Source organism: Microbacterium sp. 05N427 (assembly GCF_056397105.1).
The window spans coordinates 16,029-40,605 of sequence record NZ_JBFTMT010000013.1; the positions used below are offsets into that span (position 1 = coordinate 16,029).

Here is a 24,577-nt window from a genome sequence, read left to right on the forward strand (position 1 = left end):
GGTCCGCCCGTGCCGCCGCGCGCGAAAGCACGGGATCCTGCCGAGTGCACGGGGTGTTCGCGTCAGGATCCCGTGGGCTCGACAGGATCCCGTGCGATCGGCAAGCCGGCGGACCCGGCGAGGCCCGCTCAGGCGAGGCGCAGGTGCACGATATCGCCGGCGGCGATGCGGTGCTCCATTCCCTGCGCCGACACGATCAGGCAGCCGTCCGCGCCGAGCTCCGTCGCCTCGCCGACCAGGTCGGTGCCGCCCGGGAGCATCACGCGCACGGTCCGGCCGAGCGTGACGCAGCGCGCGGCGACGGCGTCGCGCAGACCGCTCGCGACGGCCGAGCCGTGCTCCGAGAGCCCCTCGATCCACCCGTCCAGCCGGGCCAGGTAGCCGGCGACGAGCAGGTCGAGATCGGCCTGCACCCCCTCGACGGCGAACGAGGTCGCCGTCTCGACCGGGAGCTGCTCCGCCGTCATCGCGGTGTTGACGCCGGACCCGACGATCACGACGTCGGATCCGGTGGCCTCGGCGAGGATGCCGCAGATCTTGCGGTCGCCCACCAGCACGTCGTTCGGCCACTTGACGCCTACGCTCCGCTCGGGGAGCTGAGCGGCGATCGCATCGGCCATCGCGAGACCCGCCGCGAGCGGGATCCAGCCGCGCTCGGCGACGGGAACCCGCGGCACCCGCAGCAGCACCGACAGGGCCAGCGCGGATCCGGCCGGCGTCGTCCACACGCGGTCGAGGCGACCACGGCCCGCGACCTGGTCCTCGGTGAGGATCGCGGACAGGTGCGGCCAGCCGACCTCGTCACCCGCATGCGCGCGCAGATCGGCGTTCGTGGATCCGGTGGAGGCGACGATCTCGAGACGCGCGGCGGCCGCGGTGCTGTGCGGGAAGCTCATCCGGTCACCCTATCCGCGGGGGTCGGCGGCATCTTCGGATGGACGGCGTCGATCAGAGGGTCCGCACAGAGGATCCGGCTCCGGTGTTGTGCCTCTCATCCAACGGGCGCCCGGGCCCCGGCGCTAATGTGGAAACTGTGACGGACAAGCCTGACCTCTATACGACCGCCGGCAAGATCGCCGACCTGCGCGCCCGCTACGACGAGGCCGTCGTCGCGGCCGAGGCGAGGGCGAAGGAGAAGCAGCACGCCAAGGGCAAGATGACCGCCCGCGAGCGCATCGAGTTGCTGGTGGACCCCGGCAGCTTCGTCGAGTTCGACGAGTACGTGCGGCACCGCACGACCGCGTTCGGCATGGACAAGAACCGGCCCTACGGCGACTCCGTCGTCACCGGCGTCGGCACGATCAACGGTCGTACCATCGCGGTCTACTCGCAGGACTTCACGACCTTCGGCGGCTCGCTCGGAGAGGTCTCCGGTGACAAGATCATCAAGATCATGGAGTTCGCGCTGCGCAGCGGCGTGCCCATCATCGGCATCCTCGACTCGGGCGGCGCCCGCATCCAGGAGGGCGTGCTCGCGCTCAGCAAGTACGGCGAGATCTTCCGTGCGAACACCCGCTCCTCCGGCGTGATCCCACAGATCTCGATCATCATGGGCCCCGCCGCCGGCGGCGCCGTGTACGGCCCGGCGCTGACCGACTTCGTGATCATGGTCGACAAGACCAGCCAGATGTTCGTCACCGGCCCCGACGTCATCAAGACCGTCACCGGCGAGGACGTCGGCATGGAGGAGCTCGGCGGCGCGTACACGCACAACACCCGCTCCGGCGTCGCGCACTACCTCGCCGAGGACGAGGACGACGCGATCGACTACGCCCGCACGCTGCTCGGCTTCCTGCCGGACAACAACATGGCGGAGCTGCCCTCGTACTCCAACGACTTCGAGTTCGAGACCACCGACGCCGATCGCACGCTCAACACGCTGATCCCGGACTCCGCGAACCAGCCCTATGACATCCACACCGTCATCGAGCGCGTCGTCGATGACGGTGAGTTCCTCGAGGTGCAGCCGCTCTTCGCCCCGAACATCGTGATCGGCTTCGGCCGCGTCGAGGGCCGCTCGGTCGGCATCATCGCCAACCAGCCCTCGCAGATGGCGGGCACGCTCAACATCGAGGCCGGCGAGAAGGCCAGCCGCTTCGTGCGGTTCTGCGACGCCTTCTCGATCCCGATCGTCACGCTCGTGGACGTGCCGGGCTACCTTCCCGGCACCGATCAGGAGTGGACCGGCGTGATCCGCCGCGGCGCCAAGCTCATCTACGCCTACGCCGAGGCCACGGTGCCCCTCGTGACCGTGATCCTGCGCAAGGCCTACGGCGGCGCCTACATCGTCATGGGCTCCAAGCAGCTCGGCGCTGATGTCAACCTTGCCTGGCCCACGGCGGAGATCGCCGTCATGGGCGGCCAGGGCGCGGTGAACATCCTCTACCGCGGTGAGATCAAGCGTGCAGAGGAGGCCGGCGAAGACGTCGCCGCCGTCCGCACCCGCCTCGCCAACGAGTACACCTACAACGTCACCAGCCCGTTCCTGGCCGCCGAGCGCGGCGAGATCGACGGCGTCATCGAGCCGGCCAACACGCGCGTCTCGATCGCGAAGGCGCTGCGGGCGCTGCGGGGCAAGCGCGCGGAGCTGCCCCCGAAGAAGCACGGGAACATCCCGCTGTGAGCGCGGAGGACGACGAGGCGGTCGAGATCCAGGTGCTGCGCGGCTCGGCCTCAGAAGAAGAGCTCGCGGCGCTCATCGCCGTGCTCTCCGAGGCGTTCGTCGCGGAAGAGGCCGATGCCGTGGCCGCCGAGAAGCCCGTGTCGGCGTGGGGCCGCACGCAACGCGCGCTGCGGGCACCGCTGCGACGGGACATCCCCTGGGGCCGCTTCTCCGGCTGAGCGCGCCGCTGCACGGCACGCACGGGGTTTCTCAGGGGCAGTGACGGGATATTCGCCTCCGTCTGAATTTGTCCCCCAAAATACCTACAGACATCCCCCTTGCAACCCGGAAGACTCTTTCTTGCAACGCTTCGCGTTCGGCCGGATCTCTGCCACAGGGTAGGTAGACGATCTCCGGTCTCAGCGGGCAGTTTTCGGGTAACTGTTCCGCGCCTGGCGAGGGGCGGGCGGCTTCGCCGCCCCKCGCCCTTTCTTCTTCCTGCCTGCGGGGCGTCAAGCCTCCTGCACGCGGGAATCGAGCGAAAGCTCGCCCTCCCCACCGGTCAGCGCGGGCGGGTCCGCGGAAAGATCACTTCTCGCGCGAGCGAGGGATCTCGTGCCACAGCTCGACCGAGTCCTCGTCGGAGGACTCCCCCGCGGCAGAGCGTCCGACCACGGTGACCGCGATCCGCGCGTCCTTCGGGGCGCGGATGATCAGGCGCGCGGAGGACGAGTCCGCGAGCACATCCGCCAGCTCCTCGCGGATCAGGCCCTTGGTGCGATCGTCGAGGCCCTCCAGCCCGCCGTCGTCGAACACGGTCACGGTGGCGCCCCTCGCGCGCGCCGTCTCGATCGCCGCGCGGGCGCGCTCGTTGAGAAGCTCTCCGCCCCGGATCTCGTCGCGGAGCCGCCCCTCGGACAGGTGAGCCTCCTGCCGCTCCTCGACGGACAGATCTCCCCGGGTCGCGATGACCCTGGTGAGGATCGGACCCGCGACCGCGAGCGCGTACTGGACGCGTTCGCGGCGCTCACGCTGGCGGACGATCTGGGTCGCCTGCCAGGCCGACGCCGCCTGCTGGATCCCCGCGAGGCGGTCCGTATCCTGCACCGCGCGCCGCCAGAAGGCGACCATCAACTGGGCGATCACCATCCACACCGTGGATCCGACGAGCCCGAGGCCGAGCGAGTCGAGTATCCCGATCCACGCCGTCGACGCGATCGTGAGCAGCAGCAGGACCAGCCATCCGGCGAGCGGGCGGCGGCGAACGATGCAGACCACGCCGATCAGTCCCACCGAGCCGATGTACCAGGTGGCGTAGGGAGCACGCAGTGCGCCCGGATCCAGGCCGAGGTTGCTCAGCTGCGGGATCGCGATCGCGGACGCGAGCGCCAGGCCGGCGGCCCAGCCGGGCATCTTGATCACGCGAGCGGCGCCGACGATCGCGATCACGGCGAACGACACCAGGTAGATCAGGACCGAGAGCAGCACGAGCAGCGGACGCGGCGGCGGCGTGGTCCACCACAGCGCCCGCGCGGAGAAGTAGCAGGCGAACACGAGTGCGAGCCCGGTCGCGACGATGCGGACGGTGAGCCTCATATCCGCGACCAGCCCAGCGTGACGACCGTGCCGCGACGGTCCGAGTCGATCGTGGCGGTGCCTCCGACCGCCGCCATCCTGGCGAGGATCGAGGCGCGGATCCCGAGCCGGTCCGCCCCGACCTGGGAGGGGTCGAACCCGCTGCCGGTATCGCTGACCTTGACGGTGAGCCCCGTGTCGCCGTGTCCCTCGACGACCACGGCCAGTCCGCGGGCGGAAGCATGCGCGACCGCATTGCCGATCGCCTGCCGCGCGGCGAGCGCCATCGCGCGGGCGACGCGGTCGGGGACCGCGCCGTGGCCGAACTGCTCGACCTCCACCGTCAGCCCCATCTGCGTCACGGCGCGGCGAAGATCCTCGGCGAGGAGCTCGACCTCCACCGGCTCGTCGCTGCCCTCCTGCGCCGGGGCCTCGGCGTTCGCGAGACGGGTCAGGGCCTCGCGTGCCATGTCCGTGGCGAGGGCGCGCTCCCGGTCCGTCCCTGCACGCTCGGCCGCGATCAGCGCGGCGAGAACGCTGTCGTGCATGAGCGCGGCCACGGCCACGCGTTCGTGCTCGACCGCTTCGGCGGAGGCGGCCTCGGTGTAGAGGGCGACCGCGCGCCCCCGAGCGTCGTCGACGCCGTTCGCGACCGAACGGAACATCCAGCCCAGGGCGACCAGCACGAGCCCGAGGATCAGCGTGAACGACACGTCGAACGCCGTGACGATCCAGAAGTCCGGTCCGAAGTCGCCCTGCACGAGTCGCACGGCGCCGTAGATGAACGGGCCGACGAGGGCCCACACGACCTGCACGCCGAGCGGGAAGGCGACGACCGCCGCGACGCCGGCCACGTTGACGAGGAAGAAGATCCACGGCTGATCCGTCGGCACGACGTCCTTGTGAGTCGCCACGAACGGCCACAGCAGCAGGTCGACGAGGTACGCGACGAAGAAGATCCCGGCCGTCAGGCGCACCCCGCGCCCGAGCGTGCAGCCCACGAGCATCGCGAGCCACGGCACGAACACCAGCGCCATCATCCCGACGTGCGGAGTGTCCACGACCCGCATCTTGACGAGCGCGTTCACCAGCGCCTGGGTGCCGAGCGCGAGCGCGCCGACCCCGACGACGATCGCGATGATGCGCTCCATCCGCCGTCCGGCGAAGCGCTCGAGCTCCTGTCCGACCTCGCCCGGCGTGGGGATCTTCTCCCACGCCTCTCTGAGGCCCTGATCCGCCGACACGCGCTCAGCCCCTCGGTGGCGGTGCGCTCACCGCGGCCGCTCCCCTGCGACGCCCGCTCGGCTCAGGCGACACCCTGCGGATCCTCCTGCGCCGTCTCCACGATGCCGTCCTCCATCGCGCGCCGCAGCAGGTCGACCTTGGTGGGCGCGGGGCGCCCGACCTCGACGTACTTGACCCTGATGCGGGTGATGTTCTCCTTGGCCGTCGAATAGGCGACGCCGAGCCGCTCCGCCACGACCTTGAGCGGCAGGCCCGTCGCGTACAGGCGGAGCACCTCGCGCTCACGGGTGGACAGCTGCGCGTCCGCGAACGCCGTGTCGCCGTCGACCGCGTTCGCCCACTCCACGTTGTTGAGCGCCTCGCCCCGCGCGACCGTGCGCACGGCGGCGATCACGTCATCCAGTGGCGAGGACTTGCTGATGACCCCGGCGGCGCCTGCGGCGAGCGCCTCGCGCACAGATACCGGTCGGTCGGCGACGCTGTGGATGACCACACTGGATCCGTCGACGACGAGCCGGGTGACGTTCTCGGTCACGGTCGTGCCATCGCCCAGGGTGAGATCGAGCACCACCACATCGGCGGGCGCATTGCCCGCGCGGCTTCGTGCATCGAGGTACTCGGCGACGCCGGCGCCCGCGAAGACGACGTCGAAGGACGCCCTCTCGAGCGCGGCGGCGAGTCCCAGACGAACGGACTCGTGGTCGTCGATCAGGGCTACGCTGCTCACGGTCTCACCCTATCCCGTGGCCCGGCGGGTCCACGCTCCCTCATCCGCCGTGGCCGCCCTCCTGAGCGGGCTCACCGCGTGAGCAGCGCCACGGTCTCCAGGTGGTGGGAGTGCGGGAACAGGTCGAAGGCGCGGAGCGCACGCGGCTCGAACCCGAGCCCGCGGAACGTGGCGAGATCCCGGGCGAGCGCGACAGGATCGCAGGCCACGTAGGCGATCGCCGCCGGATCCAGCGCGGCGACGTCCTCGACGACGGCGCGTCCGGCACCGGAGCGGGGCGGATCCAGGATCACGGCGCCGCCGGCGACACCCTCGGTCGCCGCGTCGTCCGCACGCAGGAAGCGGTCCACGCGTGCGGTGACCGCCTGGACGCCGAGATCGCGGAGGTTCGCTGCGGCGTGCCGGGTGGCACGAGGGGCGGATTCGACCGTGGTGATCCGTTGCGCGCCGAGCCGCGCCAGAGTGGCCGCGAACAGGCCGACGCCGCCGTACAGGTCCAGATGCGCGGCGTCCGGATCGACCCGCCCGTCGAGCAGCTCGGCGACGGCTCCGTCGAGGAGCGACGCTGCGGCCGGGTGGATCTGCCAGAAGCCGTCGGCGTCGAGCGTGAAGGAGCGCTCGCCCACGCGCTCGACGATGGCCTCGGGAGCGGGGCGCCGCGGCCCCCGTCGTCCTCTAGTGCCGTGCGCGATGCGCTCGGCCTCGGTGCGCAGCACCCGCCGCACCTCGCCGTCGGCGGGCTCGACGAGCTCGATCCGGCCTTCGGGCAGCCCGCGCAGCTCGCGCGCCACGGCGTCGATCGCGGGTCGGGCGAGCACGTGCTCGGCGACCGGCACCACGCGGTGGCTGCGCGCGGCGAAGGGGCCGATCCGCCCCTCGTCGTCGACGTGCAGGGTGACCCTCGTGCGCCAGTTCTCGTCGGTTCCGGTTGCCTCGACCGCCGGAGCGTCGATCCCTCCCCCGGCGAAGCGGTCCAGCGCCTCCTGCAGCACCCGGCGCTTGAGCACGCGCTGGTGCGCGATGTCGATGTGTCCGAGGTCTGCGCCGCCGGGGCGCCTCTCGGGCGCGCGCGACACGTCGGCCTCCGGCCATACGTGCGGGCGCCGGTGCTCCGACGCGTCGAGCACCTCGACGGTCTCGGCCCGCCAGAACGAACGCGTGTCGGCGCCGTCGGCGGAAGAGCCGGGCGAAGGGTCGGTCAGCCGGGCGCGCACCCGTTCACCGGGGATCGCGTCCGAGACGAACACCACGCGCCCCTCGTGCCGGGCGATGAAGACGCCGCCGTGCGCGATGGCGGTCACGTCGAGGTCGAGAAGGGCGCCCTCGGACGCGTCGGTCCCTGAGCCAGTCGAAGGGTCGGTCACCCCTCGATCATCCCAGACCTCGGCGCCCTCCCGCCGCCGGATCCGGATCCGCGATGGCCGCACCGCTAGCGTGGGCTCATGCGCGTATGCCTCGCCYCCACCTCTCCCGCCCGGCTCGCTCTCCTGCGGCAGAGCGGTATCGAACCGCTGTGCCTGAGCCCCGACGTGGACGAGGACGCGGTCGCCGCCGCCGAAGCGGACCGGCTCGGCCGGGCGCTCGCGCCGGAAGAGGTCGTGCTGCTGCTGGGGCGTGCGAAGGCCGCCGACGTCGCCGCGCGGATCCGTGACACGCATCCGGAGTTCGACGGGATCGTGATCGGCGGCGACTCCATGTTCGAGCTCGACGGCGAGGTGCACGGCAAGCCGCACACGCCGGAGCGTGCGCTCGCGCGCTGGCACGCCATGCGCGGCCGGACCGGAGTGCTGCACTCCGGGCACAGCGTCATCCTGGTGCGTCCTGGCGAGCCCGCCGAGGAGGCGCACGCGGTCGCGGAGGCGGCCGTGACGTTCGCCGCCGACATCGACGACGCGGAGCTCGAGCGGTACGTCGCCACCGGGGAGCCGCTGCTCGTGGCCGGCGCCTTCACCGTGGACAGCCTGGGCGGCGCCTTCATCGAGCGGGTCGACGGCGATCCCTCCACGGTCGTCGGCATGTCGCTGTCCACCCTCCGGCATCTCGCCGGACGGCTCGGGATCCGCTGGACCGACCTGTGGAACGCCGTGCCGCACTCCTCCTGACGCCTTTTCCGGAGGACCTGGTTCGTAGGATCCAGGAAGGGTTACACGCCGATTCTTGTGGAGAGTCGTCAAAAATATCGGCGGTGCTGTCGATAGGCTGACATTCATGCCTGACATCGCCAAGGTGCTCGTCGCCAACCGCGGCGAGATCGCCGTCCGCATCATCCGCGCCGCGCGCGACTCCGGTCTCTCCTCCGTCGCCGTCTACGCGGACCAGGACCGTGACGCCATGCACACCCGTCTCGCCGACGAGGCCTACGCCCTCGACGGATCCACGAGCGCCGAGACGTACCTGCAGATCGACAAGATCCTGTCGGTGGCCCGCCGCGCCGGGGCCGACGCCGTGCATCCCGGCTACGGCTTCCTCGCCGAGAACGCCGACTTCGCCCGTGCCGTGATCGGCGCGGGCATGGTGTGGATCGGCCCCTCCCCCGAGGCCATCGAGGCGCTGGGCGACAAGGTCACCGCGCGCCACGTCGCCGAGAAGGTGGGCGCGCCGCTCGCGCCAGGCACCCCCGGCCCGGTCGAGACGGCCGCCGAGGTGGTCGCGTTCGCCGAGGAGGTCGGCCTGCCCATCGCGATCAAGGCCGCATACGGCGGCGGCGGGCGCGGCCTCAAGGTCGCACGCGAGCTCGACGAGGTCGCCGAGATGTTCGAGTCCGCCACCCGCGAGGCCGTCGCCGCCTTCGGCCGCGGCGAGTGCTTCGTGGAGAAGTACCTCGACAAGCCGCGGCACGTCGAGACCCAGTGCCTCGCCGATGCCGAGGGCAACGTCGTCGTCATCTCGACGCGCGACTGCTCGCTGCAGCGCCGCCACCAGAAGCTCGTCGAGGAGGCGCCGGCTCCGTTCCTCACCGAGGAGCAGAACACCCTGCTGTACTCGGCGTCCAAGGCCATCCTCAAGGAGGTCGGCTACGTCGGCGCCGGCACCTGCGAGTTCCTCATCGGCGCCGACGGCACGGTGTCCTTCCTCGAGGTGAACACCCGACTGCAGGTCGAGCACCCGGTCTCCGAGGAGGTCACCGGCATCGACCTCGTCCGCGAGCAGTTCCGCATCGCGGCCGGCGGCACCATCGACTACGACGACCCCGCCCCGCAGGGCCACTCGATCGAGTTCCGCATCAACGGCGAGGACCCGGGTCGGGGCTTCCTGCCGCAGCCCGGGCCGATCCACGTCTTCAAGACCTTCGGCGGCCCCGGCCTGCGCCTGGACTCGGGGGTGACCGCAGGCGACGTCGTCTCCGGCGCGTTCGACTCCCTGCTCGCGAAGATCGTCGTGACCGGCAAGGACCGTGCCGAGGCGCTCGAGCGCTCGCGACGCGCCCTCGACGAGTTCGAGGTCTCCGGTCTGCCGACCGTGCTGCCATTCCACCGCAAGGTCGTGAACGACCCCGCCTTCACCGCCGAGGACGGCCGCTTCGGCGTCTACACGCGCTGGATCGAAACCGAGTTCGTGAACGACATCCCCGCGTGGGACGGCGAGCTGGAGGCCGCGGCCGAGTCCAAGGGCCGGCACACGGTCGTCGTCGAGGTCGCCGGCAAGCGTCTCGAGGTCAGTCTGCCCGATCGCGTCGCCGCCTCCGTCGTGGGCACGGGCGGGCGCCCCGCGGCGGTGCCGCCATCGCGCCGCAGCCACGCCAAGACCGTGAACGCCGGGGCGTCCGGCGACGCGGTGAAGTCGCCGATGCAGGCCACGGTCGTCAAGATCGCGGTCGAGGAGGGACAGCAGGTCGTCAAGGGCGATCTCGTGGTCGTGCTCGAGGCGATGAAGATGGAGCAGCCGCTGCAGGCGCACAAGGACGGCGTCATCGGCAACATCAACGCCGACGCCGGCGCGACCGTGTCGGCCGGCCACCAGCTCCTCACGATCAGCTGAGTCGATCCGCACACGCGAACGGTGCCAGGACGCGAGCACCGAAGCGACGGATGGATCAGCGGATCAGCGGCCGTAGTGGTACCGGCAGGCGGCGATCAGCACGTCCGTCTCGGTCACGCGGTAGACCAGACGGTGCTCTTCGGTGATCCGCCGCGACCAGTAGCCGGAGAACTCGTGCTTCAGAGGCTCCGGCTTCCCGATGCCCTCGTTGCCGTGGCGGACGATGTCGGCGATCAGTACGTTGATGCGCTTCAGGATCTTTCGATCCTGAATCTGCCACCACAGATAGTCCTCCCAGGCGTTCGCGTCCCAGACCAGCCGCATCCGTCACTCGGCTTCGAGCATGCCGCGCTCTTCGCCGCCTCCGGATTCGAGCCGTTCGATGGACTCGAGGAGACGCCGCGCGTTCGACGGTGAGCGCATGAGGTACGCCGTCTCTTTGAGTGACTGGTATTCGTCGAGCGAGACGATCACCGCGGACTCGTGCCCCGCGCGAGTGATCACGATCTCTTCTCGATCGTCGACGACCGAGTCCAGCACCTCCGCATAGCGGCGCCGCGACTCGCTGTACCCCATGGTCTTCATACGGATCTCCCTACGTACAAGAAATTGTACGCGTGGTGACCCGCCTGAACAAGGGTCAGTTCGCGATGTAGACCTGGTGCATCGCACGGGTGGCGTCGGTGATGCTGCTCGTGATCGACGGGTAGGCGGCGAACACGCGCGACACCTGGTCGACGTTGAGGCGGCGCTCCACGGCGATCGCGAGCGGGTAGATCAGCTCCGACGCACGCGGGGCGACGATCACGGCGCCGATGACCGTGCCGGATCCCTTGCGCGCGATGATCTTCACGAAGCCGTCCCGGATCCCCTGCATCTTGGCGCGCGGGTTGGCGGCGAGAGGGAGCTTGTAGGCGATGCCGTCGGCCACGCCGTCCTCGATGTCCTTCTCGGAGAACCCGATCGTGGCGATCTCCGGGGCGGTGAAGATGTTGGCGGTGATCTTCAGCTTCTCGAGCGGGATCACGATGTCGCCGAGCGCGTGGAACACGGCCGTGCGGCCCTGCATCGAGGCCACGGAGGCGAGCGGGAAGAAGTTCGTGCAGTCGCCGACCGCGTAGATGTTGGAGACCGAGGTGCGCGCGACCCTGTTGACGCGGATGTGGCCCGACGCGGTCAGCTCGACGCCGACGTCCTCCAGGCCGATCCCCGCCGTGTTCGGGATGGATCCGACCGCCATCAGGCAGTGGCTGCCATCGACCGTCCGGCCGTCCGACAGCGTCACGGTCACGCCGTCCGCCGAGCGCTCGACCTTGTCGGCGCGGGACTTGGACAGCACCTGCATGCCCCCGCGCTTGAAGACCTTCTCGAGCACGTGCGCCGCGTCCTGATCCTCGCCGGGGAGCACCTGGTCGCGGCTGGAGATCAGGGTGACCTTGGCGCCGAGGTTCATGTACGCCGAGGCGAACTCGGCTCCGGTGACGCCCGAACCGACCACGATGAGGTGCTCCGGCAGCGTCTTCATGTCGTACAGCTGCGTCCAGGTGAGGATCCGCTCGCCGTCCGGCTTGGCGGAGTCCAGCTCGCGCGGAGACGCCCCCACGGCGACGATGAGGGTGTCGGCCTCGACGCGATCGAACTCGGTGCCGTCCACGGAGGTGGCGACGACGATCGCGTTCGGACCGTCCAGGCGGCCGTGGCCGGAGAGGATCGTCACGCCCGCATCGAGAAGCGTCGTGCGCATGTCCTCGGACTGCTGCCCGGCGAGCGCCATCAGGCGCTTGTTCACGGCGGCGAGATTGATCGCGACCTGCGGCTTGAGGGGTTTGCCCTCGGCGCCCTTCGCGTAGAACTGCACGCCGAGGTCGGTGGCCTCGCTGATCGCGACCGCGGCGTCTGCCGTGGCGATCAGGCTCTTGGAGGGCACGACATCGGTGAGCACCGCGGATCCGCCCACGCCGACCCGTTCGACGAGCGTCACCTCCGCCCCGAGCTGTGCGGCGGCGAGCGCCGCCTCGTAACCGCCGGGACCGCCACCGAGCACGGCGACACGCTGGGAGCGCTCGAACATCAAGGTCATGGGATCCATTCTTCCGTATCTGCGGCGCGGCCGGGATCCGCCGGCCCGCAGCCGGGAAAGCGTTCCCTCCGTGTTCGCCGCGCGTTCCGTCCCTGCGGCGTCGTCGTGAGCGCGGGCGAGCGCGACCCCCGCTCTTCCGCGCCCTCCTCGCCCGCTCGGGTCGCGGGGCCGTATCCTCGATCTCATGGCTGACTGGAACCACCCCCTCGACGACCCGAGTGCCGACCCCTTCGCGATCGCCGCAGAGGCCGCCTCCGACATCCGCCGGCTCACCGGCGTCGAGCGTCACGACATCGCCGTCACCCTCGGCTCCGGCTGGGGCAAGGCCGCGGAGCTCATCGGCGAGACCGTCGCGACCATCCCCGCCACCGAGGTCACCGGCTTCTCCAAGCCCGCGCTGGAGGGCCACGTCGGCACGCTCCGCAGCATCGTCACCCCCGGCGGCAAGAACGTGCTCGTGATCGGCGCCCGCACCCACTACTACGAGGGCCACGGCGTCCGCAGGGTCGTGCACAGCGTGCGCACCGCCGCCGCCACGGGGGCAAAGACCATGGTGCTCACCAACGGCGCCGGCGGGATCCGCGAGACCTGGAAGCCGGGGCAGCCGGTGCTGATCAGCGACCACCTCAACCTCACCGCGGACTCGCCGCTCGAGGGCGCAACCTTCATCGACCTCACCGACCTGTACAGCGCGCGGCTGCGCGACCTCGCCCGCACGATCGACCCGAGCCTCGACGAGGGCGTCTACACGCAGTTCCGCGGCCCGCACTACGAGACCCCGGCGGAGGTGCAGATGGCGAAGGCCATCGGCGGCCACATCGTCGGCATGTCCACGGCACTCGAGGCGATCGCCGCCCGGCAGGCCGGCATGGAGATCCTCGGCTTCTCGCTCATCACGAACCTCGCCGCGGGGATCCAGAAGACCCCGCTCAGCCACGCCGAGGTGATCGAGGCCGGCCGTGAGGCTGAGCCCGTCATCTCGGACCTTCTCGCACGAGTGATCGGGGCGCTGTGAGCGCGCAGGAGACGACGCTGCTCGCGCAGGCACGCGCCTGGCTGCGTCAGGATCCGGATCCGGAGACCCGCGACGAGCTCGCCGGTCTCATTACGCGCGCCGGATCCGGGGACGAGGCAGCCCTCGCCGACCTCGCCGACCGCTTCTCCACGCGTCTCGCCTTCGGCACCGCAGGACTGCGCGGCGAGCTCGCCGCCGGGTCGAACCGGATGAAMCGGGTGCTCGTGGCGCAGGCCGCCGCCGGCTTCGCCGCGTACCTCGTGGCGAAGACGCCGGACTCCGCGCCGACGGTCGTCATCGGATACGACGGACGCAAGAACTCCCGCATCTTCGCGAAGGACTCGGCCGAGATCTTCGCGGGCGCAGGGCTGCGGGCGATCCTGCTTCCGCGGCTGCTGCCGACCCCGGTGCTCGCGTTCGCCGTGCGGCACCTCGGCGCGGCCGCCGGTGTCATGGTCACCGCGAGCCACAATCCGCCTGACGACAACGGTTACAAGGTGTACCTCGGCGGCGCAGACCACGGCTCGCAGATCGTCGCGCCCGCCGACGCGGAGATCGCCGCGCACATCCAGCAGGTGGCAGACCGCGGCGATGCGCTGGGCATCCCGCGCTCCGAAGCCTATGAGACCGCGGGCGAGGACATCGTCGAGGCGTACGTCGCCGCGACCGCGGCCGTGGCACCGGCCCCCGTCGGCACCGCGGGGCTGCGCTGGGTCTACACGGCCATGCACGGGGTGGGCTGGGAGACGTTCTCCCGCATCATCGGCGAGGCCGGATACCCCGCGCCGTGGACCGTGAGCGAGCAGCGCGACCCCGATCCCACCTTCCGCACGGTCTCCTTCCCCAATCCGGAGGAGCCCGGCGCGATGGACCTCGCCTTCGCGAAGGCGCGCACGCTGGGTGCTGAGCTCGTGATCGCCAACGACCCCGATGCGGACCGGCTCGCCGTCGGCATCCCCGACGAGACCGCCGAGGGCGGCTGGCGCCGGCTCACCGGCAACGAGGTCGGCCTGCTGCTCGGCTGGCGCGCCGCGCGTGCGGCCACGGCGGACGGTCCTGCCGCACCAGGGATCTCGCTCGCCTGCTCGCTCGTGTCCTCCCCAGCGCTCGGCGCGGTCGCCGCACGCTACGGCTTGGACTTCCACGAGACCCTCACCGGCTTCAAGTGGATCTCCCGCGCTCCCGGCATCGCGTTCGGCTATGAGGAGGCCCTGGGCTATCTCGTGAACCCGGAGACGGTGCGCGACAAGGACGGCATCTCCGCCGCGGTCGCGCTGCTCGGGCTCGCCGCGGAGGCGCGCGGACGCGATGCGACGCTCGCAGACCTGCTCGAGGAGGTCGCCGCCGAGGTGGGCCACTTCGCGAGCGGGCAGGTGTCGATCCGCGTCGACGACGTCACCGTGATCAGCCGGATCATGGCCGCGCTGCGACAGGATCCCCCCGTCGCGTTCGGCGAGACCGCGATCTCGTCGGTCGAGGACCTCCTCACGGCCTCCGAGGGCGCGCCCGCCGGCGACGTGCTGCGCTACCGTCTCGCCGACGGCTCCCGGGTGATCGTGCGCCCGAGCGGCACAGAGCCCAAGCTCAAGGTCTACCTCGACGCCCGCGCGGACTCCGGCGAGGCGGCCCGCGCCGCCGTCGCCGCGCTGGACGCCGCGATCCGCGAGCTGCTGACCCGGTTGAGCTGAGTCGGCGCGGCGCCCGGGCCTCGGTCCCGTTTTGGGGCACGCTTCGACGTTTTGGGGCGCGTCCCACCACGATTTCCGGGCGTGGCGCGCCCCAAAACGGCAGAATGCGCCCCGAAATCCCTGGACTCGTAGCGGGTGTGACTCCACGATCCTCGCGTCGCCCCGTCTTGCGAGTCCGCCGCAGGTTTGGGGAGTCAGCCGGCCCGGTTTGGAGGCCGGGTTTGGGGCGGTTTGGGGCGGGATCCTCCGGTTTGGGGCGTATCTCACCAAGACTTCCGAGCGTCGCGCGCCCCAAAACGAGATCGCGCGCCCCAAACCGAACGGATGGGGCTCTCCCGACCGGTCGACCGCACCCCGGCATCAGGCGGGTCGGATGCCGAACGCGGCGAGACGCCGTCCCAGCAATGGAGCCGTCTCGATGTGGCCCCAGCCCCACCGCGCGAAACGTCGCTGAGTGGTGCCGCGGATCCAATCCTCCCGCTGCTTCTCCTCATCGAGCACAGATGCGCCACTCCGGCCCGCGAGAATGCCCTCATCGACATACTTGACCGCGCCGTCGAATTCGCCGAAGGCCATCGCGGCGAGATCGTCGAGCGCGAAGTCCACGAAGTACGAACCGCGGGGACCGGGCACTTCGACCTGAAGGCGGAGGCTCCGGAATCCGAGCTCGACGAGTCGGATCCGGCTGATGCTCTCCCCGGGCAGCTGGGATCGCCCATCCGCGAACGCCAGAACCCGGTCCGCCCGCTGCCGCCCGTGCGCGAATCGGTGTGCGATCCCGTGGACGGTTTCGAGGACCGCCGCCGCCGCGTCCTCGTCGTATGTTCCGGGCCCCGACACACAGCGGGTTCGCAGCGCCGCGTCGGCGACCACCACGGCGCTCTCGAAACTCGCCGTGCGCACCACATCCGCGACAGTGCGCTCAAGCGTCGTGCAGCGCAGCCCGCGTGTCTCGACGACCTCGTCCTCCGGCACGGATCCGCGGTGCCGGATCGTGCCTACTGCGGATCCGGGACGCGCGTGCGACACGGTGAGATGCACGCGCGCGCGATCGGCGTGGAACAGCGGAAGTCCGTGCAGCGCGGCTGCGGTCTCGTGCGAGAACACGGCGTCGTCGGAGATCAGCCCGAGCGCGTGGGCACGTGCGATGACCCGTCCCTCGGGTGACGCAGCGGCCCAATCCTGCCGATGCGCATAGACGCCGGGCCGGATCCGTTCGAGGTCCCGACCGTCGTCCGCCACACGGATGCCTGTCGCCGTACGGCGGATGCGGCCGAGCTCTGCGGCGCGATGAACCGCGGGGATGAGGAGAGTCATCGCCCCATCCTGAGATGCCCGCCTGGTGCCCAGACGGCCGTGCACGGAACGCGTGGACAACTCGTCGGTGACGCGACCCGTGCAGGACGACGTCCGGAGCAGGACGACGTCCGGAGCAGGACGACGTCCGGAGCAGGACGACGTCCGGAGCAAGGTTCCCGATCCAGGCAGGGTTCCCTGTTCGGGGCGCGCTCTCACGTTTCGGGGCGCGTGCTGCGCGGATTTCGTGACGTAGGGCGCCCCAAAACGTGTGAGGGCGCCCCAAAACCTTGGTGGGGAACCCCGAGCGCGCCGCTGTGGCAGAGAACCACGCCGCGGGTGCGGATACGCTCGTTCCATGGACTTCGCCGCGCCCGTGACCCTCGAGAACGACTTCGTGCGACTGGAGCCGCTCACCGCGGACCACGCCGAAGACCTCGCCTTCGCGACCACCGGGCTCGAGGACCGCTGGTACACCTCGGTGCCGTCCGCCGAGGGCGTCCCCGCGGAGATCGCGCGACGCCGTGCGCTGCATGCCGAGGGCGCCATGAACCCGTTCGCGATCGTGCGCCTCGACACCGGGCGCGCCGTCGGGATGACGACGTTCTGCGACATCGTCCAGGCCAACCGCACGGTCGAGATCGGGTACACCTGGCTCTCGCCCGAGGTGCACGGCACGGCCGTGAACCCCTCCGCCAAGCGCCTGCTGCTGGGGCACGCCTTCGAGCAGTGCGACGCGATCCGGGTGCAGTTCTGYACGCACTTCCACAACCGGCAGTCCCGTTCCGCGATCGAACGGCTCGGGGCGAAGCAGGATGGCATCCTGCGCAACCACCGCATCGGGCCCGGCGGCGCCTTCCGCGACACCGTGGTGTACTCGATCCTCCCCCACGAGTGGCCCGCGGTCCGCAACAGCCTCGACGCCCGACTCGACAAGCGCCGCTGAGCACTCGCCCGCGCTCTCAGCCGAAGGATAGGATCGGGCACTGCACGCGGAGACCCCCGAGCCGCACACGGATGAGGAGAGCATGGCGACGAAGTCATATGCCGTGATCGGCGCCGGCCCCTCCGGACTCGCCGTCATGCGGGCGCTGCAGAAGGCGGGCATCGACGCCACCGGCTACGAAGCCTCGCACGGCGTCGGCGGGCTGTGGGACATCACGAACCCGCGCAGCACGATGTACTCCTCCGCGCACCTGATCTCCTCGCGCACCACGACCGAGTTCACCGAGTTCCCGATGGACAGCGACGTCGACTATCCAGGGCACGACGTGCTCAAGAGTTACTTCGACGCCTATGCGGACGAGTTCGGGCTGCGCGAGCGCTTCCGGTTCGGCACCAGGGTGGATCGCCTGGAGCGCGACGGCGAGGGGTGGATCCTGCACGCCACGGCCAGGGATGAGGCCGGCGTCGCCACACCCGTCACCGCGCGGCACGACGGCGTGATCCTCGCCAACGGCACGCTCGCCGAACCGAACGTCCCCACGTTCCCCGGAGAGTTCGCCGGGGAGATCATGCACACCAGTGCCTACAAGGATCCCGCCCAGCTCGCAGGACGGCGCGTGCTCGTCGTCGGCGCGGGCAACTCCGGCTGCGACATCGCGGTGGACGCCGTGCACCACGCCGTGAGCGTGGACATGAGCGTACGCCGCGGCTACTACTTCGTGCCGCGCTATCTGTTCGGCCGTCCGAGCGACACCCTCAACCAGGGCAGGCCGCTGCCCGCGCGGATCAAACAGGCGATCGACTCCCGCGTGCTGCGCGCGTTCACGGGCGACCCGGTGCGCTTCGGCTTCCCCAAGCCCGACTACCGCATCTACGAGTCGCACCCGATCGTGAACACCCTCGTGCTGAACCACCTCGGTCAGGGCGATCTGCGGATCCGCGCCGACGTCGCGCGCTTCGACGGCCCCGCCGTGCGCTTCCGCGACGGCACGAGCGGCGACTACGACCTCATCCTGCTCGCGACCGGCTACGCCCTGGACTACCCGTTCGTCGACCGGGAGCATCTGAACTGGACGGGCGCCTCGCCGCGGCTGTTCCTGAACGTCTTCCCGCCATCGTTCAACGGCCTGTACATGATGGGCATGATCGAAGCCAGCGGGATCGGCTGGCAGGGCCGCTACGAGCAGGCCGAGCTGATCGCCGCCTACCTCGCCGCGGAGACGGCGGATCCGGCCCGCAGCGCGGGCTTCCGTGACCGGGTGACGACGCAACCGTGGCCGGACCTCACCGGCGGGTACCGCTATCTGGGCCTCGCGCGCATGTCGTATTACGTCAACAAGGACGCCTACCGGCGCGCGGTGCGCACGGAGAAGACCGCGCTGGCCGCGAGCGCGGCCACGGCCGGTTCGCGCACCGGCGATGCCTCCCGCCGAGCCGTCAGGGCAGGAGACCGATGAGACGTGTGATGGTCACCGGCGGYGCCGGCTTCCTGGGCAGCAGGGTCACCGGGCTGCTGTCCGATCACCCCGGCGTCGATGTCGTCCTCTCCGGTGATCTCCGCGAGTGCGAGGTGCCCGGCGTCGTCTCTGTCGACCTGGACGTCACGGATCCACGCGGGCTGCCGGAGCTGCTGCGCCGTCATCGCATCGACACGGTCGTGCATCTCGCCGCGATCGTGAATCCCGGCCGGGACGTGCAGGRCGAGTTCCGCGTCGACGTGCAGGGCTCGTCCAACGTGCTGGCGGCGTGTGTGGAGGCCGGCGTACGCCGCCTCGTGGTCTCGAGCTCCGGCGCCGCATACGGCTATCACGCCGATAATCCGGACTGGATCGACGAGACGGATCCGCTGCGCGGCAACGACGAGTTCCCGTACTCACGGCACAAGCGCATGGTCGAGGAGATGCTCGCCGCCGCGCGCACCACGCACCCGGCCCTGGAGCAGGTGATCTTCCGGATCGGAACGATCCTCGGCCCCGCCGTCCGCAATCAGATCACGGCGCTGTGGGACGCGAATCGGATCCTGCGCATCGCCGGATCCGATTCCCCCTTCGTGTTCGTGTGGGTCGACGACGTCGCCGCGGCGATGGTGCGCGCCGCCCTCGGCGAGGGCCCCGCCGGGATCTACAACGTAGCGGGCGACGGAGCGCTGACCGTGCCGCAGATCGCGCGGAGGTTGCACAAGCCGCTGCTGACGATCCCCGCGCCGCTGCTCGCGATCGCCCTCGCGATCGGCAGCGCGCTGCGCCTGACCGATCACGGTCCCGAGAAGATCCGCTTCCTGCGCTACCGCCCCGTGCTGCGCAACGACCGGCTGAAGGAGGAGTTCGGCTACACGCCGCGGCTCACCTCGGCGGAGGCGTTCGAGGAGTACCTGCGCACGCACCCGGACGTCGTGCACGCCGGCTGACCCCCGCGCGTGCCGGCGCGGCGCGTGCGGTCAGGGCCTCTGCAGCTCCTGGGCGAGCATCACCAGGATGCCGCTGGGTCCGCGCAGGTACGTGAGCTTGTAGACGTCCTGATAGTTCGCGACGCCCCGCAGCGGGAAGCAGCCGTGGCGGGCGGCGATCGCCAGGGCATCGTCGATGTCGTCGACCGCGAACGCGATCCGGTGCATTCCGATCTCGTTCGGGAGGGTCGGCGTCGTCTCGATCGCGTCGGGATGGATGTACTCGAAGAGCTCCACGCGCCCGTGCCCGTCCGGAGTCTGCAGCACGGCGATCCTCGCGTGGTTGCCGTCCAGCCCGACGGCGGTGTCGGCCCACTCCCCCGAGACGGTGTCGCGGCCCAGCACAGTGAGCCCGAGGTCGGCGAAGAAGGCGATGGTCGCTTCGAGGTCGTGGACGGCGATGCCGACGTTGTCCATGCGGATGGCCATGCCTCGGACTCTACACGCCCGATCGCGGCACGGTGTCAGTGCGAGCCGGCCTCGACCAGGATCACGCCGCCGACGATGACTGCAAGGCCGATCGCCGTCATGACCGAGATGTGATCGCGGAACAGCACACGCCCGAGTACGGCGGTGGCGGCGACGCCGAGCGCCGCCCAGATCGCGTACGCGATGCCGACCGGCATGCCCAGCGCCAGCACGGTTCCCAGCAGCACGTACGAGGCGAGATAACCGAGCACGATGGCCGGGATGTGGCGCCGACGCCGGAAGCCCTCGGACGCCCTCAGACTCAGCGTCGCGGTCACTTCGGAGGCGATCGCGCCGAGCAGCAGCAGCCAGGTCATGAGGCGCTCCCCGATCCGCCGCGGGAGTGCCGGGTGCCGAGCTCGGCGAGCAGCACCCCGGCGATGATGACACCGAGACCGACGAGGGAGAGCGGGCTCAGCGCCTCCGCGAACAGCGCCGCGGCCGCGAGCGCCGTGAGCGCCACGCCGATCGCCGACCAGATGCCGTAGGCGACGCCGACCGGCATCCCGCGGGTGAGGACGACCCCGAGCAGCCAGAACGACCCGCCGTACCCGAGCACGACCACGCAGACCCACCACCAGGATCCGCCCGTCGACACCGCACGCAGGCTCAGCGTGGCGCTGACTTCCAGGACGATCGCGAGCAGCAGGGGCGGCCAGGCACTGGCCGGGCGCCGGCCGACGGCGGGCGCGTCGGCAGGGCTGCCCGCGGGGTCAGGCGAGGACATCGTCGAGCAGCGGATGCAGATGCCGTGAACGCAGCGCCGCCGCGGCAGCCGTGGCGCCCGCCGCCAGCGCGTCGCCCACGGCATCGCCCGCGAGCGTCGCGTCGAGCACTCCGGCGAAGAAGGCGTCGCCCGCTCCGTTGGTGTCGACGACCTCGACCGGCACGGCCGACACCCGATGCAGTACGCCGTCGCGGTCGACCGCGATCGCGCCTTCGGCGCCGAGTGTGCAGACCGCGAGCACGGCGCCCGCGTCGATGCAGCTGCGCAGGAAGCCCTCGGGATCCGGCAGCCGGTCGGCGTTGCAGAAGATCACGTCGGCGGCCTCGAGGAATGGCCGGTGAAACGCCGCGGTGCCGTCGTAGTCGTGCAGGTCGACCCAGATCGGGGCCCCGGTCGCCTGCGCCTCCTCGATCGCGGCGAGTCCCTCGGCGGAGAGGTCGAGCACGATCGCCGCGGCGTCCGCGAGCGGGACCCCATCGCCGACGAGCTCCTCCCACCCCGGCGCGGGCTCGGGTGACGACAGGAACAGCGAGACCCGCTCGCCGGCACCCGTCATGAGGTTCAGATGACGCTCGGAGGCGGTGGCCTCGCGCAGCCCGAGCAGCGGTAGCCCTGCACGTCCGAGCGCATCGCGGATCCGCAGTCCCGCCGGATCCCGGCCGACCCTCGCACGCAGCGACACCCCGCGTCCGAGGCCCCGCAGGCTCAGCGCCTTCCCCGCGCTCGTGCCCCCGACGGTCTGCCAGTCCGCCTCGGCGAACTGCATGTGCGGGGTCGGATCAGGAAGCCTGTCCAGCAGCACGATCGTGTTCCACGACACCGCACCGACGATCGCGACGCGCCCCTCAGCGGGGGCTTCACTCATCGAAGCCCTCGGCGATCAGCTCGACGAGCTCCTCACGCTCCTCGACGGGGAGGAAGGCGCCGGCGGCCGCGTTGAACTGGAAGGACTCGAGGTCCTCGAGGTCGTAGCCGAAGGAGTCCACGAGCAGCGCCATCTCGCGCGTCAGCGAGGTCGCGCTCATCGTGCGGTTGTCGACGTTCACGGTCACCGCGAAGCCGAGCTGGTAGAGCAGGTCGAACGGGTGGTCGCCGAACTCCGTCCCCCAGGCGGCGATCGCGCCGGTCTGCAGGTTCGACGACGGCGAGAGCTCGAGCGGGATCTCCCGGTCGCGCACCCAGCGGGCCAGATCGCCGAAGCGGACCTGCACCTCCTCGCCGTCGCGGTTGACGATCTCCAGGTCCTCGGCGATGCGCACGCCGTGACCGAGGCGCAGCGCGCGGCCGTCGACCAGGGCGGAGCGGATCGAGTCCAGCCCTGCGGCCTCGCCCGCGTGCACGGTGGCGGGGAACATCTCCCCGGCCAGATACTCGAAGGTCTCCCGGTAGCGCGAGGACGGATAGCCCGCCTCTGGCCCTGCGGTGTCGAAGCCGACCACGCCGCGATCGCGGTTGGCGACCGCGAGCTCGGCGATCTCCCGCACCCGGTCGGTCTGCCGCATCGCGGAGAGCAGCTGTCCCACCCGGATGCTCTTTCCCCGGCTCTCCGCGGCGTCCTCCGCCTCGTCGATGCCGTCCTGCACGGCGTCGACGGCCTGCTGCAGGCTGAGCCCGGTCGTCAGGTGCAGCTCGGGCGCCCAGCGCACCTCGCCGTACACGACGCCGTCGCGCTCCAGGTCCTCGACGAACTCGCGCGAGATGCGGCGCAGGTTCTCCGCGCTCTGCATGACGGAGAGCGACACGTCGAACGTCTTCAGGTAGTCGACCAGGGATCCGGCCGCCGCCTGGGTGCGGAACCACATCGCCAGCGCCGTCGGGTCCGTGTGCGGAAGCTCGATCCCCGCCGCGTCCGCGAGCTCGATGATCGTGGCGGGACGCACCCCTCCGTCGAGGTGATCGTGCAGCGAGACCTTGGGGAGGCTCCGGAGGGACAGGCCCTCGACCTCCAGGTCGCCGTTCGCGTCGATGGGCATGACAGATCCTTCCTCAGCGGTCGATCGATGGGAATCGTCAGGGATGTTCCGAGAGGAACCGGACAGGGCGCCGCGCGGACGCCGCGCCCGGAATCAGCCTAGGCGGTGATGCGCTCGCGCACGAGGGGCGCGCGCTCGATGTGCTCTGCGCCGATCTCCCACGCACCGTCGACCGCGTCCAGGGCTCGGTCGAACCGTGCCGCGTCGTCGGCGGACAGGGTGAACATCGGATCCCCCGCACGCACCGCGTCGCCGGGCTTCACGTGCAGGTCGATGCCCGCGGCGAACACTACGGCGTCCTCGGCACGGGCGCGGCCCGCTCCCAGGCGCCAGGCGCCGATGCCGAACGGCAGAGCGTCCATGCGGGTCACGAATCCGTCGGAGGGGGCGGTCACGGTGTGCGTCTCGCGCGCGGCCGGCAGCACCGCGTCGGGATCGCCGTCCTGCGCGCGGATCATGGCCTTCCACGAGTCCATCGCACGGCCGTCGTCGAGCGCCCTCTCCACATCCGCGTCGGGCTGGCCGCTGAGCGCCAGCATCTCGCGGGCGAGGGCCAGGGTGAGCTCGCGGACGTCGGAGGGGCCGCCGCCGGCGAGCACCTCGACCGATTCGCGCACCTCGTTCGCGTTGCCGATCGCGAGACCCAGCGGGACGTTCATGTCGGTGAGCAGCGCGGTGGTCCGCACGCCGGAGTCGGTGCCGAGCGCCACCATGGTGCGGGCGAGCTCGCGGGCGCGGTCGATGTCCTGCATGAAGGCGCCGGATCCGAACTTCACGTCCAGCACGAGCGCGTCGGTGCCCTCGGCGATCTTCTTCGACATGATGCTCGAGGCGATGAGCGGGATCGCCTCGACCGTGCCGGTGACGTCCCGCAGCGCGTAGAGCTTCTTGTCGGCGGGGGCGAGACCGGTTCCGGCGGCGCAGATCACCGCGCCGACATCGCCCTGCAACTGCGCGAAGATCTCCTCGTTGCTGAGCGCGGCACGCCAGCCGGGGATCGCCTCGAGCTTGTCCAGGGTGCCACCGGTGTGGCCGAGGCCCCGGCCGCTCAGCTGCGGGACCGCCACGCCGAAGCTGGCGACCAGCGGAGCGAGCGGGAGCGTGATCTTGTCCCCCACGCCGCCGGTGGAGTGCTTGTCGACGGTCTTCTTGCCGAGGGCGGCGAAGCTCATCCGCTCCCCCGAAGCGATCATGGCGTCGGTGAGGACGCGGATCTCGTCGCGCTCCATACCGCGCTGGAACACGGCCATCGCGAACGACGCCATCTGCGGATCCGTGACATAGCCGCGCGTGTACGCGTCGACCATCCAACGCAGCGCGGGCTCCGGTACGGCCCCGCCGTCGCGCTTGGCGCGGATCACGTCAACGGCGTCAAAAGGCTCAACACTCAACGTCCTTCTCCATTCGGTCCCTGAGCCCGTTGAAGGGCGCTCGGCCCGAACGCATCGGGCAGCACTTCGTCGATGGTCCTGATCCCGGACACGGTCTCCAGCAGCATCCCCGGTGCGGAGTGCTCGTACAACAGCTGCCGGCAGCGGCCGCAGGGCATGATCGTCTCGCCCTCGCCGTTCACGCAGAGGAACGCGACGAGACGCCCGCCTCCCGACATGAACAGGTCGCCGACCATCGCGCACTCGGCGCACAGCGTGACGCCGTAGGAGGCGTTCTCGACGTTGCAGCCGGAGACGATCCGGCCGTCGTCGACGAGCGCCGCGGCGCCCACCCGGTAGTGCGAATACGGCGCGTAGGCCTTCTGCTGGGCTTCGTCGGCGATACGACGCAGCTCGTCCCAGTCGATGTCCATGAACGTCC

At 70.8% G+C, this 24,577-nt stretch carries 25 protein-coding genes; 9 read left to right on the forward strand and 16 right to left on the reverse strand.

Annotation, left to right across the window (positions count from 1 at the left end; translation table 11 throughout):
- Window positions 1-128 precede the first annotated feature (128 nt).
- On the reverse strand, window positions 129-896 hold the full coding sequence (locus tag AC1DG4_RS13920) for a biotin--[acetyl-CoA-carboxylase] ligase (RefSeq protein WP_477379714.1): 768 nt from the start codon (window positions 894-896) through the stop codon (window positions 129-131).
- 137 nt (window positions 897-1,033) lie between these two features.
- Here AC1DG4_RS13920 and AC1DG4_RS13925 point away from each other — a divergent pair, with 137 nt between their 5' ends.
- Both AC1DG4_RS13925 and AC1DG4_RS13930 read left to right on the forward strand, forming a co-directional pair.
- Window positions 1,034-2,623: an acyl-CoA carboxylase subunit beta gene (locus AC1DG4_RS13925; protein ID WP_477379716.1), complete on the forward strand. Its 1,590-nt coding sequence runs from the start codon at window positions 1,034-1,036 to the stop codon at window positions 2,621-2,623.
- Window positions 2,620-2,841 carry an acyl-CoA carboxylase subunit epsilon gene (locus tag AC1DG4_RS13930; protein ID WP_477379718.1) on the forward strand — a complete coding sequence of 74 codons (222 nt, stop codon included), beginning with the start codon at window positions 2,620-2,622 and terminating at the stop codon, window positions 2,839-2,841. The genes AC1DG4_RS13925 and AC1DG4_RS13930 overlap by 4 nt, the downstream gene beginning before the upstream one ends.
- Before the next feature lie 349 nt (window positions 2,842-3,190).
- Here AC1DG4_RS13930 and AC1DG4_RS13935 read toward each other — a convergent pair whose 3' ends face one another.
- From AC1DG4_RS13935 to AC1DG4_RS13950, 4 genes are all read right to left on the reverse strand, one after another.
- Window positions 3,191-4,198: a hypothetical protein gene (locus AC1DG4_RS13935; protein ID WP_477379720.1), complete on the reverse strand. Its 1,008-nt coding sequence runs from the start codon at window positions 4,196-4,198 to the stop codon at window positions 3,191-3,193.
- Complete coding sequence (locus AC1DG4_RS13940; protein WP_477379722.1) at window positions 4,195-5,421, reverse strand: sensor histidine kinase; 1,227 nt, start codon at window positions 5,419-5,421, stop codon at window positions 4,195-4,197. The genes AC1DG4_RS13935 and AC1DG4_RS13940 overlap by 4 nt, the downstream gene beginning before the upstream one ends.
- Before the next feature lie 62 nt (window positions 5,422-5,483).
- Entirely contained in the window at window positions 5,484-6,149 is a 666-nt protein-coding gene (locus AC1DG4_RS13945; protein WP_477379724.1) for a response regulator, read from the reverse strand.
- 71 nt (window positions 6,150-6,220) lie between these two features.
- Window positions 6,221-7,513: a class I SAM-dependent RNA methyltransferase gene (locus tag AC1DG4_RS13950; protein WP_477379726.1), complete on the reverse strand. Its 1,293-nt coding sequence runs from the start codon at window positions 7,511-7,513 to the stop codon at window positions 6,221-6,223.
- Window positions 7,514-7,591: 78 nt separating this feature from the next.
- On the opposite strand from AC1DG4_RS13950, the gene AC1DG4_RS13955 reads away from it, so the two are divergent.
- Complete coding sequence (locus AC1DG4_RS13955) at window positions 7,592-8,251, forward strand: Maf family protein (RefSeq protein ID WP_477421294.1); 660 nt, start codon at window positions 7,592-7,594, stop codon at window positions 8,249-8,251.
- 106 nt (window positions 8,252-8,357) lie between these two features.
- Window positions 8,358-10,127 carry an acetyl/propionyl/methylcrotonyl-CoA carboxylase subunit alpha gene (locus AC1DG4_RS13960; protein ID WP_477379730.1) on the forward strand — a complete coding sequence of 590 codons (1,770 nt, stop codon included), beginning with the start codon at window positions 8,358-8,360 and terminating at the stop codon, window positions 10,125-10,127.
- 63 nt (window positions 10,128-10,190) lie between these two features.
- On the opposite strand, the gene AC1DG4_RS13965 is transcribed toward AC1DG4_RS13960, so the two are convergent.
- Genes AC1DG4_RS13965 through AC1DG4_RS13975 form a run of 3 tightly spaced genes read right to left on the reverse strand, consistent with a single transcriptional unit; the run spans window position 10,191 to window position 12,216 of the window.
- The gene (locus AC1DG4_RS13965; RefSeq protein WP_477379732.1) at window positions 10,191-10,451 is read right to left on the reverse strand and encodes a Txe/YoeB family addiction module toxin; all 261 of its coding nucleotides are present in this window, start codon (window positions 10,449-10,451) and stop codon (window positions 10,191-10,193) included.
- Between the two features lie 3 nt (window positions 10,452-10,454).
- Window positions 10,455-10,712 (reverse strand): type II toxin-antitoxin system Phd/YefM family antitoxin, encoded by a 258-nt coding sequence (locus AC1DG4_RS13970; protein WP_477379734.1) that lies wholly within the window; start codon window positions 10,710-10,712, stop codon window positions 10,455-10,457.
- 55 nt (window positions 10,713-10,767) lie between these two features.
- Entirely contained in the window at window positions 10,768-12,216 is a 1,449-nt protein-coding gene (locus AC1DG4_RS13975) for an NAD(P)H-quinone dehydrogenase (RefSeq protein ID WP_477379736.1), read from the reverse strand.
- Window positions 12,217-12,391: 175 nt separating this feature from the next.
- Between AC1DG4_RS13975 and AC1DG4_RS13980 the strand changes: the two genes are divergently transcribed.
- Window positions 12,392-13,222 carry a purine-nucleoside phosphorylase gene (locus AC1DG4_RS13980; protein WP_292724034.1) on the forward strand — a complete coding sequence of 277 codons (831 nt, stop codon included), beginning with the start codon at window positions 12,392-12,394 and terminating at the stop codon, window positions 13,220-13,222.
- Complete coding sequence (locus AC1DG4_RS13985) at window positions 13,219-14,910, forward strand: phospho-sugar mutase (RefSeq protein ID WP_477421295.1); 1,692 nt, start codon at window positions 13,219-13,221, stop codon at window positions 14,908-14,910. The genes AC1DG4_RS13980 and AC1DG4_RS13985 overlap by 4 nt, the downstream gene beginning before the upstream one ends.
- 360 nt (window positions 14,911-15,270) lie before the next feature.
- Here AC1DG4_RS13985 and AC1DG4_RS13990 read toward each other — a convergent pair whose 3' ends face one another.
- Window positions 15,271-16,227, reverse strand: a complete 957-nt coding sequence (locus AC1DG4_RS13990) for a type IV toxin-antitoxin system AbiEi family antitoxin domain-containing protein (RefSeq protein ID WP_477379740.1) — start codon at window positions 16,225-16,227, stop codon at window positions 15,271-15,273.
- 337 nt (window positions 16,228-16,564) lie between these two features.
- On the opposite strand from AC1DG4_RS13990, the gene AC1DG4_RS13995 reads away from it, so the two are divergent.
- From AC1DG4_RS13995 to AC1DG4_RS14005, 3 genes are all read left to right on the forward strand, one after another.
- Window positions 16,565-17,152 (forward strand): GNAT family N-acetyltransferase, encoded by a 588-nt coding sequence (locus AC1DG4_RS13995; protein ID WP_477379742.1) that lies wholly within the window; start codon window positions 16,565-16,567, stop codon window positions 17,150-17,152.
- Window positions 17,153-17,234: 82 nt separating this feature from the next.
- A complete protein-coding gene (locus AC1DG4_RS14000; protein ID WP_477379744.1) occupies window positions 17,235-18,608 on the forward strand; it encodes a flavin-containing monooxygenase in 1,374 nt (457 codons plus the stop codon).
- Entirely contained in the window at window positions 18,605-19,558 is a 954-nt protein-coding gene (locus AC1DG4_RS14005; RefSeq protein ID WP_477421296.1) for an SDR family oxidoreductase, read from the forward strand. Before AC1DG4_RS14000 ends, AC1DG4_RS14005 begins: the two co-directional genes overlap by 4 nt.
- Window positions 19,559-19,588: 30 nt before the next feature.
- Here the strand turns inward: AC1DG4_RS14005 and AC1DG4_RS14010 are convergent, their stop codons facing one another.
- The 7 genes from AC1DG4_RS14010 to AC1DG4_RS14040 all read right to left on the reverse strand — a co-directional run bounded on the left by AC1DG4_RS14010 (window position 19,589) and on the right by AC1DG4_RS14040 (window position 24,569).
- Entirely contained in the window at window positions 19,589-20,026 is a 438-nt protein-coding gene (locus tag AC1DG4_RS14010; RefSeq protein ID WP_477379748.1) for a VOC family protein, read from the reverse strand.
- Between the two features lie 35 nt (window positions 20,027-20,061).
- Window positions 20,062-20,382, reverse strand: coding sequence for a DMT family transporter (locus tag AC1DG4_RS14015; RefSeq protein ID WP_477379750.1), 321 nt, complete (start codon window positions 20,380-20,382; stop codon window positions 20,062-20,064).
- Entirely contained in the window at window positions 20,379-20,792 is a 414-nt protein-coding gene (locus tag AC1DG4_RS14020) for a DMT family transporter (RefSeq protein WP_477379751.1), read from the reverse strand. The genes AC1DG4_RS14015 and AC1DG4_RS14020 overlap by 4 nt, the downstream gene beginning before the upstream one ends.
- Window positions 20,779-21,657, reverse strand: a complete 879-nt coding sequence (locus AC1DG4_RS14025; protein WP_477379753.1) for a carbohydrate kinase family protein — start codon at window positions 21,655-21,657, stop codon at window positions 20,779-20,781. The genes AC1DG4_RS14020 and AC1DG4_RS14025 overlap by 14 nt, the downstream gene beginning before the upstream one ends.
- Complete coding sequence (locus tag AC1DG4_RS14030; RefSeq protein ID WP_477379755.1) at window positions 21,650-22,765, reverse strand: adenosine deaminase; 1,116 nt, start codon at window positions 22,763-22,765, stop codon at window positions 21,650-21,652. Before AC1DG4_RS14030 ends, AC1DG4_RS14025 begins: the two co-directional genes overlap by 8 nt.
- Window positions 22,766-22,863: 98 nt before the next feature.
- Complete coding sequence (locus tag AC1DG4_RS14035; protein ID WP_477379757.1) at window positions 22,864-24,156, reverse strand: thymidine phosphorylase; 1,293 nt, start codon at window positions 24,154-24,156, stop codon at window positions 22,864-22,866.
- Window positions 24,153-24,569, reverse strand: coding sequence for a cytidine deaminase (locus AC1DG4_RS14040; protein WP_477379759.1), 417 nt, complete (start codon window positions 24,567-24,569; stop codon window positions 24,153-24,155). The genes AC1DG4_RS14035 and AC1DG4_RS14040 overlap by 4 nt, the downstream gene beginning before the upstream one ends.
- Window positions 24,570-24,577: the final 8 nt, after the last annotated feature.